This is a genomic window from Mycobacterium mantenii, assembly GCF_010731775.1.
Lineage (GTDB): Bacteria > Actinomycetota > Actinomycetes > Mycobacteriales > Mycobacteriaceae > Mycobacterium > Mycobacterium mantenii.
The window spans coordinates 1,723,213-1,734,736 of sequence record NZ_AP022590.1 but is presented as its reverse complement, the minus strand read 5'-3'; the positions used below and the strand labels follow the sequence as shown (position 1 = coordinate 1,734,736).

The 11,524-nt window shown below is 64.5% G+C and carries 6 protein-coding genes; 5 read left to right on the top strand and 1 reads right to left on the bottom strand.

Translation table 11 applies throughout. The features are described 5' to 3' along the window. Window positions 1-167: 167 nt before the first annotated feature. The 4 genes from G6N50_RS07840 to solA are packed head-to-tail and all read left to right on the top strand — an operon-like array spanning window position 168 to window position 3,708. On the top strand, window positions 168-584 hold the full coding sequence (locus G6N50_RS07840) for a nuclear transport factor 2 family protein (RefSeq protein ID WP_197748057.1): 417 nt from the start codon (window positions 168-170) through the stop codon (window positions 582-584). A gap of 31 nt (window positions 585-615) precedes the next feature. After that, window positions 616-1,752 (top strand): branched-chain amino acid aminotransferase, encoded by a 1,137-nt coding sequence (locus G6N50_RS07835; protein WP_142275682.1) that lies wholly within the window; start codon window positions 616-618, stop codon window positions 1,750-1,752. A 5-nt stretch (window positions 1,753-1,757) separates the two neighbouring features. Next, complete coding sequence (locus G6N50_RS07830) at window positions 1,758-2,519, top strand: class I SAM-dependent methyltransferase (RefSeq protein WP_083097760.1); 762 nt, start codon at window positions 1,758-1,760, stop codon at window positions 2,517-2,519. A 40-nt stretch (window positions 2,520-2,559) separates the two neighbouring features. Then, window positions 2,560-3,708, top strand: a complete 1,149-nt coding sequence (gene solA / locus G6N50_RS07825) for an N-methyl-L-tryptophan oxidase (RefSeq protein WP_083097761.1) — start codon at window positions 2,560-2,562, stop codon at window positions 3,706-3,708. A gap of 114 nt (window positions 3,709-3,822) precedes the next feature. Here the strand turns inward: solA and G6N50_RS07820 are convergent, their stop codons facing one another. Next, window positions 3,823-4,569 (bottom strand): GAP family protein, encoded by a 747-nt coding sequence (locus tag G6N50_RS07820; protein ID WP_232068907.1) that lies wholly within the window; start codon window positions 4,567-4,569, stop codon window positions 3,823-3,825. A 465-nt stretch (window positions 4,570-5,034) separates the two neighbouring features. On the opposite strand from G6N50_RS07820, the gene pks2 reads away from it, so the two are divergent. After that, complete coding sequence (gene pks2, locus G6N50_RS07815) at window positions 5,035-11,361, top strand: sulfolipid-1 biosynthesis phthioceranic/hydroxyphthioceranic acid synthase (RefSeq protein ID WP_083097797.1); 6,327 nt, start codon at window positions 5,035-5,037, stop codon at window positions 11,359-11,361. The last annotated feature ends 163 nt before the right edge of the window (window positions 11,362-11,524 follow it).

The window sequence follows — 11,524 nt, the reverse complement described above, 5'->3', positions numbered from 1 at the left end:
GGAAATCGCGTTATGTTCTCCAGCGCTCGGGGCAACGCAATTTCTGAACGAAGGCGGTGCTCAATTGATCCAGTATTTGGCGGCAGCACGGTTCATCTGTCTCCAGGGTTGCGAAGACCCATTCAATGCTCGGTACAAAATTGTTTTAATCGCGCACTGGCCAGGCGATGCCTGACTTCTGGTTCAACGTTCCAACCGGCAAGTGTCCTCGGGAGTTTCTGATGCAATACCTAGATTTCACCGATGTCGTTCAGATGTACTACGCGGAGGTCGATAAGGGGGACGTTGACGGGATCATCGCACTGTTCGAAGTCGACGCCGAGTACTCTCGGCCCGGCTATGCGCATCTGAACGGAAGGGATGCGATCAGGTCCTTCTACGTGGATGGTCGCATCATCGAGTCGGGCAAGCACAATATCGAATCGATCGTTTTTGATTCCGGAACAGTGGCCGTCGAAGGAAGCTTCGAGGGCACCGTGCGTGGGGGAAAGGCCGCCGACGCCAGGTTTGCCGACTTCTTCCGGCCGGGCCCAAACGGGCTGATAAAGAAACGGTGCACGTATTTCTATGCGCCGCTGATATGAAAATTCGACCGATATCGTCAGGCGGAGCAAAATGTCGATAGCCAGGGAAGCGGAGCCTGTGTCAGAGGTTTTTCGGGTCGATGTCTCCTCATCGCGATTATCGGACGTTGAGCGGGCTAAGATCCTGGCCGACCCGGGGTTCGGCCGTTTCTTCTCCGATCATATGTCGATTGTTCACTGGGACACGGACAACGGTTGGCATGAGGCGTGCGTAACCGAACTCAGACCATTCACCATCCATCCGGCATGTACCATCCTCCACTATGCTCAGGGTGTCTTTGAGGGCTTGAAAGCTTATGGTCGAGCGGACGGGAGCGTTTGGCTGTTCAGACCCCTGCTCAATGCTCACCGCTTCCGCCAATCAGCTGCGAGGTTGGCTCTTCCTCAGTTAAGCGACAACCTTTTCCTCTCGAGCCTAATTTCGCTCGTGCAAGTGGACCGTGCGTGGGTGCCCACCGATGATCGGGAATGCAGCCTGTATCTTCGACCATTCATGTTCGGCGCGGAAGAGGGACTCACCGTTCGGCCAAGTCAGCGCGTGACCTATGCAGTTATCGCGAGCCCGTCAGGGCCATATTTTCCGGCCGGAGCCAATGGAATGTGGCAGTGGGTGGGAAGGTACCCTCGCGCCTGGGAGGGGGGCACCGGAAGTGCTAAATTCGGCGGCAACTACTCGTCGAATCTCCTGGCGGAAATGGAAGCTCAGGAGCATGGGTGCGATAACGTGTTGTACCTCGACCATGATGGCTATGTCCAGGAATCCGGCACGATGAACATATTCATCATCACTTCTGACGGGGAGCTTGTCACTCCAAGCTTGGGGACGATTCTAGAAGGGGTGACACGGGCGAGTATGCTTTCGCTGGCGCCGGCCCATGGGTTGGCCCCCGTCGAACGACAAATCTCGTTCGACGAATTAAAGAAGGATTGCATCTCTGGCAAAATACGCGAGATCTTCGCGGTGGGCACTGGGGCGGTGGTGAACCCAATTGTTGGATTCAAGGGCCCGGAGCGTGAATTTATCGTGGCCGACGGTTTGCCAGGCCCACAGAGCAATGCACTGCGCACCCACCTCCTCGACATTCAATACGGCCGGCGAGATGACCCGTTCGACTGGATGGTTGAAATCCCGTCACCGAACCGCCGTGCCGCTCGAGAGGAGAGTTGACCCGTATGGCTACCACGGACTTCGACATCGACACCATGCCGCGCGGCGGACCGGACGCGTCGTGGCTGGATCGGCGACTGCAGACCGATCGCCTGGAATACCTCGATCGCGACGACGTCGACCACCTGAAACGAAAAGTGGTCCGCTCTATGGAGCGCGTCGGAAGGACTTTCGGTGTGCACAAGGCGTTGGCGCGCATCACGCTCGACGAGGTGGCCGACATACCCGAGCCCAAGATTCTCGAACTCGGGGCCGGCCACGGCGGGCTATCACGGGCGCTGCTGGAGATGCATCCCACCGCCCACGTCACGGTCACCGACATCGAGCCCACGTCGGTGGCCGCCATCGCCGCCGGTGACCTGGGCAAGCACCCGCGCGCGGAGGTCCGCGAGATGGACGCCACCGCGATCGACGCGCCGGATGGGTGCTACGACCTCGCCGTGTTCGCGTTGTCGTTGCATCACCTGCCACCGGCGCAGGCCTCTCGGGTGTTCGCCGAGGGAACCCGCGTCGCAGACAAACTGCTGATCGTCGATTTGCGGCGCCCGCGCCCACTACGGCACATCACGAAGTTGGCGGTGAGGCTGCCGTTCACACCGGTGAGACCGGTACAGCACGACGGGTTCATCAGCTCGCTGCGCGCCTACAGCCCCTCGGCGCTGCTGGCGCTTGCCCGCCACGCCGATCCGGCGATCACGGTCGAGCTGCGCGGCGGGCCATTCAGACCCCAGATCGCGCTGGCCAGCCGGCTGCGCAGCCGTCAGTAAACCTCTGTACTGAGGTGGCCCGATCCGGAGGTAACTCGACATGGCCGGCACGACAACGGGTTACGACGTCATCGTGGTCGGATTGGGCGGTATGGGGAGTGCCGCCGCCTATCATCTTGCGGCTCGGGGATGCCGGGTGCTCGGCCTGGAGCGGCATGAGCCCGCGCATGACAAGGGATCCAGCCACGGCGGGTCTCGGATCATCCGCCAGGCGTATTTCGAGGACCCCAGGTATGTTCCGCTGTTGCTACGGGCCTATGAGTTGTGGGAGAAGCTGGCTGCCGATTCTCAGTGCGACGTTTACCGACTCACCGGGGGCCTTCTCATCGGGTCCCCGGACTGCCTGATCGTTTCCGGTAGCCTGCGTGCCAGCCGCCAATGGGATCTGCCGCATGAGTTGCTCGACGCTGCCGAGATCACCGCCCGGTTCCCGAACTTCCGCCCAGGTCCGGAAGAGGTCGCGGTCTACGACGCGAAGGCTGGGTTCGCGCGACCGGAGCTGGCGGTGCGTGCGCATCTTGAAATCGCCGAAAAAGCCGGGGCAAAATTGCAATTCGGTGAGCCCGTGCTGCATTGGAGTCAGACCGCTGCGGGTGTGCGGGCCGTTACGGCTCACGGGGCGTACACCGCGGGACGGTTGGTGATCTGCCCGGGTGCCTGGGCTCCCCAGGTGCTCGGTGAGTTCGGTATTCCCATCCAGGTGGAACGTCAGGTGATGTACTGGCTAGACCCGGTTGGCGGTGTTTCCGCGTTCGAGGATTACCCCGTCTTTATTCACGAGAATTACTCCGGCACACACATATACGGCTTTCCGGCGCTCGACGGACCGCGGGGCGGCGTGAAAGTCGCCTTCGCTCGCAACGGGATCGCCTGTACGCCGGAGACCATCGATCGGGTGGTGCACGAGCGGGAAATCGGCGAGATTCAGGCGCGGGTGGCCGAGGTGTTGCCGGCGCTGGCGGGCAAGTGCGTGCGCGCCGCGACGTGCATGTACTCCAACAGTCCCGACCGGCACTTCGTGATCGGGTGCCACCCGCAAGGCGCCGACATCATCATGGCGTGCGGATTCTCCGGACATGGCTTCAAATTCGTTCCGGTGGTTGGCGAGATCCTTGCCGACCTTGCCATCGACGGAGCCACCGACCACCCCATCGGGTTGTTCGACCCGCTGCGACCGCGCCCCGCGTGACCGCCACAACGCGGATCGTCACCTCTGTCGGGAAAATGGCCGAACGGCTGGCCGGCCGCCGCTTTCGGGCGGGAATCTGCATCGCACAGGGCAGGCCGGGCTCTTAGCAACAGGTCAGAAGGTGCCCATGCCCTTGGCGACCAGCATGACCCCAACCACTACGAAGATGGCTACCACGATCAGCCGAGTGCGGGGCCGCACCCAGTCGTGCACCACTCGCAGTACAGCTTGGGTTTTCGCCGGCATCACCAGATAGCTGACGAGAATGATCTCGACAACAGCAAGCATCCCGACGACGAACGCGATGGCGGCGCTCACCTGCATGCCGATGGCGGCTCCTGAAGTCGCAATGGTAGTGAGCACGAATAGAAATGGGGAGGGCGGCGGCCCCGATATGAGGCCGACCGCGAACGCGACCCACAAGGATCCGCCTTCCCACGCATCGCGGGCGCGGCCGGGCAGCCGCCGGATTGCAGATCCTCTGTCCGTCGGCGCATCATGCCCGCGGTCCAGCACCATGACCGACGTGCCGCCGCTGGCTCTGGGCAACTGCGCTCGCTGACGCGCCGAGGAGCGAGCCGTCATCAGCGCGGCCATCGACAGCGCGAACAGACCCAGGCCGATTTGGAAGTACCGGACGGACGCGCTCGCCTCCGATCTCGGCGTGGCCAAATCATGCGCAAGATGTGAAAACTCTGGCGTGAAGTGCAGCACCAGCAGCGGCACCAGCAGATAGGAACCGGTCGTTATCAGGCAACCGATCCAGTACACGAACAGGTTTTGCGCGGGCCGTGACCGCGAGATGATCAGCAGGATAAAGCCGAAACGCAGGGGATCGAGCGCGGTCAACAGGGCGACCACCGGCACTGAGCTCCACATGGCCGGAACGGTACCTCGTCGGCTCTTTATCTGTTGGCTCTTTCGAAGCCTTCCCCGTCGAATCCCGCCCCGGGGCATGCTCACAACGTCGCGGGATACCCGCGAGGCCGCATCCCCGCGTAAGAGCCGAAGCCGGTGGTCGCGACGAAAAACGCTGTTGCAGAATGTAATTCGTGCCAGCACGCTAATTTCGATCGAGTAAATTTCTGCCGCTGCGGGCGTCATTACTCTATTTACTGGCGCCCACCACTCCATGCACGCGCCTCGGCTACTCTACCCGCTTCATAAGCCGGACAACAGGATTGAAACCCATAACGCTCTGGTTCATGCGATTGGTCGGGACCGTTTAGGGCCATGACCAGAAATAGTTAGCGCACTGAACTGTTCGACCATGCAAGAGCGAAATTTGGAGGACTGGTGAGTATCAATCTGTTCGACGACGACGGTATGAAGCGCTCGCCTTCGACCGATTCTTCGCCCCCGGTCGCCACCACACCCGTCACTCCCGTTGCTGTGATCGGCATGGGTTGCCGGCTACCTGCAGATATCAACTCCCCGGAGCGGTTGTGGGAAGCGTTGATGCGCGGCGATGACCTGGTTACCGAGATTCCGCCCGACCGGTGGGACGCCGATGAGTATTACGACCCCGAGCCGGGTGTGCCGGGCCGGTCGGTGTCGCGGTGGGGCGCATTCATCGACGACGTCGCAGGCTTCGATCCCGAGTTCTTCGGGATCAACGAGCGGGAGGCGATCGCGACCGATCCGCAACACCGGGTGCTGTTGGAGACCTCCTGGGAGGCCATGGAACATGCCGGCCTCACGCGGGAGCGATTCGCCGACTCGCGGACCGGCGTGTTCATGGGGTTGACGCATGGCGACTACCAATTGCTGGCCGCAGACGCGCACACCCTGGAGCGGGCGTACGGCTTTTCCGGCAACAGCTTCAGCCTGGCCTCCGGACGCATCGCCTATGCCCTCGGGATACGGGGTCCCGCCCTGACGGTAGATACCGCGTGTTCTTCCGGCCTGATTGCGATACACCTGGCCTGCCGCAGCCTGCACGAGGGAGAAAGCGACCTTGCTCTGGCCGGTGGCGCCAGCCTGGCGTTGGACCCGCGGAAATTCTCCGCGGGGTCGGCTGAGGGCATGCTGTCGCCGACCGGACAGTGCCACGCCTTCGACGTCGCGGCCGACGGGTTCGCGCCCGGCGAGGGCAGCGTCGTGGTGTTGCTCAAGCGGTTGGCGGACGCGCAACGCGACGGCGACCGAGTCCTGGCGGTGCTGCGCGGGACCGCCGCCAATCAGGACGGGCATACCGTGAACATCGCGACACCGTCGGAGACCTCCCAGACAGCGGTGTATCAGGCGGCGTTGGCCGCCGCGGGTGTGGACGCCCGCACGGTCGGCATGGTCGAGGCGCACGGCCCTGGCACGCCGGTTGGTGACCCGATCGAATACGCAAGCCTCGCCAACGTCTACGGCATCGACGGACCCTGCGCGCTGGCGTCAGTGAAGACCAATTTCGGGCATACGCAGGCGGCCTCCGGGCCGCTCGGGCTGATGAAGGCGATCCTCGCGCTGCAACACGGTGTGGTGCCGCGGAATCTGCACTTCACCCACCTGCCCGATGACCTTGCCAAGATCAATACGAAACTCTTTGTGCCGCAGGAGACCACACCGTGGGTCACCAACGGGCACCACCCACGAAGGGCGGCGGTCTCGTCGTACGGGCTGTCGGGAACCAACGTGCACGCCATCGTGGAACAAGCACCTCCCGAAGCCGCTGTGCCCGAAAGTGTCTCAGCCGGACCGTCGACCACGAAGCCACTGCTGTTCCCTCTGTCGTCCACCTCGGCCGACGAACTGCGCCGCACCGCCGGCCGGCTGGCCGACTGGGTGCAAGCACACGACGATCTGGCGTTGCCCGATCTGGCCTACACCTTGGCGCGTCGGCGCGCGCACCGCCCGGTACGCACGGCCGTCATTGCCAACGACCGGTCCGAGCTCGCGGAGGCCTTGCGCGAGGTTGCCGACGGCGACACTCCATATCCGGCCGCCGTCGGACAGGACGACCGTGGACCGGTGTGGGTGTTCTCCGGGCAGGGTTCGCAATGGGCTGCGATGGGTGCAGACCTGCTGGCGACGGAACCGGTGTTTGCCGCCACCGTCGCACAAGCCGAGCCGGTGATCGCCCACGAGTCCGGGTTCTCAGTGACCGAGGCGATCTCGGCGCCGCATGTGGTGACCGGTCAAGACCGGATCCAGCCGACGCTGTTCACCATGCAGGTAGCGCTGGCCGCCACCATGAGGTCCTACGGAGTCCGCCCGGGCGCGGTCATCGGGCATTCTCTCGGCGAGGCCGCCGCGGCTGTCGTCGCGGGCGCACTGTCGCTGGAAGACGGGCTGCGTGTTATCTGCCGCCGCTCGCGGCTGATGTTCCGCGTCGCCGGTTCCGGTGCCACGGCATCGGTAGAACTGCCTGCGCAGCAAGTGCTTTCGGAGCTGACGGCCCGCGGTATCAACGACGTCGTGGTGGCGGTGGTGGCCTCGCCGCAGTCCACGGTGATTGCCGGCGCCGCGCAGACGGTGCGCGACCTGGTCGCGGCCTGGGAACAGCGTGACGTGATGGCGCGCGAGGTCCCCACCGATGTCGCCTTTCATTCACCTCAAGTCGATCCGATCATGGACGAGCTGACCGGCGCACTAGCGGAGATCAGCCCGATGACGCCGGAAGTTCCCTTCTACTCGGCGACCCTGTTCGACCCGCGCGAGCAGCCGGTGTGCGATGCCAGATATTGGGCGAACAATATGCGCCGCATGGTGCGGTTCGCCACGGCGGTGCAGGCTGCTTTGGAGGACGGCTACCGGGTCTTTGCCGAACTGGCGCCACACCCACTACTCGTCCGCGCTCTCGAGCAGACCGCCCGCGGTCGCGAGATGCCGATGGCCGCTCTGGCCGGTATGCGCCGCGAACAAGCGCTTCCGCACGGGCTGCGTGGCTTTGTGGCGGATCTACACAGCGCGGGCGCCGCGGTCGATTTCTCCGTGCTCTATCCGAGTGGACGGCTGGTGGACGCGCCGCTGCCGACCTGGACGCACCGCCGGCTGTGGTTGAGCGGCGCCGGTCAGGACTCCCCGGCACATGGTGGTTGCACCGTTTCGGTGCATCCACTGCTGGGCTCGCACGTGCACTTGCAGGAGGAACCGGAACGCCACGTCTGGCAGGCCGAGGTCGGTACCGCCGCCCAGCCCTGGCTGGCCGATCACCGGATTCGCGACGTGCCTATGCTTCCGGGTGCCGCTTACTGCGAGATGGCGCTAGAGGCCGCGCGTACTGTGCTGGGCGACGCGGCTGAGGTTCGTGACATCAGCTTCGAGCAGGCGCTGCTGCTGGATGAGCAGACCACGATCTGCGCCTCGGGGTCGTTGTCATCGCCGGGCGTTGTCGAGTTCACCGTGGAGTCAGATCAGGGCGGCGAACAAACGCGGCACGCCGCGGCAGTCCTCCATGCCGCAGACGACGAGCAGCCGCCTGCGCACTACGTGTCCGCGCTACTTGCCGCGCATCCGGGTTGCGATGATGGCGGCGAGGTGCGCAAGCGCATGGACGAGCGCGGCGTTCACTACGGTCCGGCGTTCGCTGGACTCGGTGCCGTGCACACCGGCGACGGGACTGGCACCGTGCTGGCCGAGGTCGCGCTACCCCGTCAAATCCGTTCGCAGCAAGATGCTTACGGCGTGCACCCCGCACTCCTGGACGCCTGTTTTCAGTCCGTTGAAGCTCATCCGGACGTCCAGGCGCTGGGCGAAGGTGCGCTGGGGTTGGTGTTGGGTATCAGTCGGCTCCGCTCCTACGCTTCTGCCCGCACCGCCCACTACTGCTACACCCGGGTGACCAAAGCCGATACTTCCGGGGTCGAGGCCGACATCGACGTGCTCGATCAACACGGTCAAGTTCTGCTGAGCGTACAGGGACTGCGCTGCGGCACCGGGGCTTCCGGGAGCGGACGCGACGAACAGGTGTTGGCCGAGCGGCTGCTGACCATCGAATGGCGGCAACGGGAATTGCCCGCGGTGGAATACGTCGACGCCGGAAACTGGCTGTTGATCAGCACCACCGCCACCGCGGACGTGGTCGCGACCACGTTGACCGACGCCCTGAAAAGCCATGGCGCGCAATGCACCACCATGTGCTGGCCACTGCAGGCGGTCCACACGTCCAACACGGAGCAGCTCAGGGATCAGCTTCGTGACGGTGGATTCGCCGGTGTGGTGATCCTCACCGGACCGAAAAACGGCAACCCCGACGACCAGGCTCCGCTGTTGGGCCGTGAGTATGTGGAGCACCTGGTGCGCATCACGCGCGAATTGCCGGAGATTCCAGGCGAACTCCCGCGGCTCTACGTCGTAACGCGCAACGCCCAGCAAGTGCTGGCCGGCGACGTGGCCAATCTGGAACAGGCCGGGTTGCGAGGTTTGATGCGGGTGATCGGCACCGAGCATCCGCATTTGCGCCCCACCCAGGTCGATCTCGATGAGGCCATTGACGCCCAACAGCTGGCACAGCAACTGCTCGGCGGGTCGGAGGAGGACGAGACCGCCTGGCGAAATGGCGCCTGGTATACGGCACGGTTGTACCCGGCCCCGCTGCTCCCAGAGGAGCGGCAAACCACCATGGTGGACCTCGAGCAGGACGGGATGCGTCTGCAGATCCGTACGCCCGGTGATCTGGAATCGATGGAACTCGTTGCCTGCGACCGGATTCCGCCAGGACCCGGCGAAATCGAGGTCGCGGTCAGCGCGTCCAGCATCAACTTCGCCGACGTGCTGGTCGCCTTCGGACGCTACCCCGCCTTCGAGGGGCGCCTACCGCAACTGGGCACCGACTTCGCCGGCGTGGTGACCGCGGTCGGACCCGACGTGACCGACCACAAGGTGGGCGATCACGTCGGCGGCCTGTGCGCCGATGGTTGCTGGAGCACGTTCATCACGTGCGACGCGAGCCTGGCGGTCACCCTGCCGGCCGGCTTGCCGGACGAGCAGGCGGCCGCGGTGACCACCGCGCACGCCACCGCTTACTACGGCCTGCACGACCTGGCACACATCAAGCGCGGCGACAAGGTGCTGATCCATTCCGGAACCGGTGGGGTGGGACAGGCGGCAATCGCCATCGCCCGCGCCACCGGCGCCGAGATCTTCGCCACCGCTGGCAGCGAGGAGCGCCGACAATTGCTGCGCGACATGGGTATTGAGCATGTGTATGATTCGCGGAGTCTAGAGTTCGCCGATCAGATACGAAGTGACACCGACGGGTACGGCGTCGATATCGTGCTGAATTCGGTCACCGGCGCCGCCCAGCGTGCCGGGATCGAATTGCTGGCGTTCTGTGGACGATTCGTCGAGATCGGCAAACGCGACATCTACGGCGATACCCGGTTGGGGCTCTTCCCGTTCCGGCGCAACCTCGCGTTCTTCGGTCTCGACTTGGGATTGCTGTCCGCCACCGATCCGGAACGGCTGCGAAACTTGCTGAACACGGTGTACCGGCTCACGGCGGACGGCTCGCTGCCAATCCCGGACAGCACGCTTTACCCGCTTGCCGACGCCGCCACCGCTATCCGGGTGATCAGCGGGGCCCAGCACACCGGGAAACTCGTGCTCGATGTCCCGCACACCGGCCGCAGGCGCGTGACGGTGCCGCCGGCGAAGGTTCGGGTCTTCCGCGACGACGGCGCCTACATCGTCACCGGCGGGTTGGGCGGCCTGGGGCTGTTCCTGGCCGAGAAGATGGCTTCTCCTGGTTCGGCGCCCGGGTGTGGTCGTATCGTGCTCTCGTCGCGCTCGCAGCCAACCCCCCAGGCGCTGGAGGCGATCGAGCGCATCCGCGCGACCGGTGCCGACGTCGTGGTGGAATGCGGTGACATCTCCGAACCCGAAACCGCGGGGCGGTTGGTGGCCACAGCGACCGCCACCGGGCTTCCGGTGCGCGGCGTGCTGCATGCGGCGGCGGTGATCGAGGACGCCACCCTGACCAATATCACCGACGCGCTCATCGAGCGTGACTGGGCGGCAAAGGTTTACGGTGCGTGGAACTTGCACTCCGCCACCGCTGGCCAGCCATTGGACTGGTTCTGTGCGTTCTCGTCGGCGGCCGCGCTGGTGGGCTCGCCGGGCCAGGGCGCCTACGCCGCGGCCAACAGTTGGCTGGACGCGTTCGCCCGGTGGCGCCGGGCGCGGGGCCTGCCGGCGACCGCGATCGCCTGGGGCGCCTGGGGCAAGATCGGGGCCGCCACCGCCCTGGCCGAGGGCATGGGCGTGGCTATCGCTCCCGACGAGGGTGCTTACGCGTTCCAAGCGCTGTTACGCCACGACCGCGCCTACACCGGTTACGCACCGATCATGGGCACACCGTGGTTGACCGCCTTCGCCCAACACAGTCCCTTCGCTGAGGCGTTCCGCGCCATCGGGCAAAGCTCGACGGGCACAAGCAAACTGCGCGCCGAACTCAGTGAGCTGCCCAGGGAAGAGTGGCCCACCCGGTTGCGGCGTCTGATCTCCGACCAGGTCGGCGTGATCCTGCGTCGCGGCGTCGATCCGGACCGTCCGCTCTCGGAGTACGGCATGGACTCGTTGGGCGCTCTGGAGCTGCGGACCCGTATCGAGACGGAAACGGGAATACGCATCACACCCGCCGACCTCGCGAACGAAAACACCATTCGTGGTATGGCAGGTGTGCTGTGCGACAAGTTGGCGCCCGCGGAGGCCGCCGCCTGACAGCAGAGTTAGCCATGATCCGTCGGCGAGCGGCGGGTGGACCACGAAACGCCCTGTGCGCTAAAAGAATACAAGACCGAGTTATGCGCGAAGACCTGCCAAGGATTGAACAACAATGACATCTCCTATCGCATTTACAGTTTCGCCGACAAGTGAGACGGCG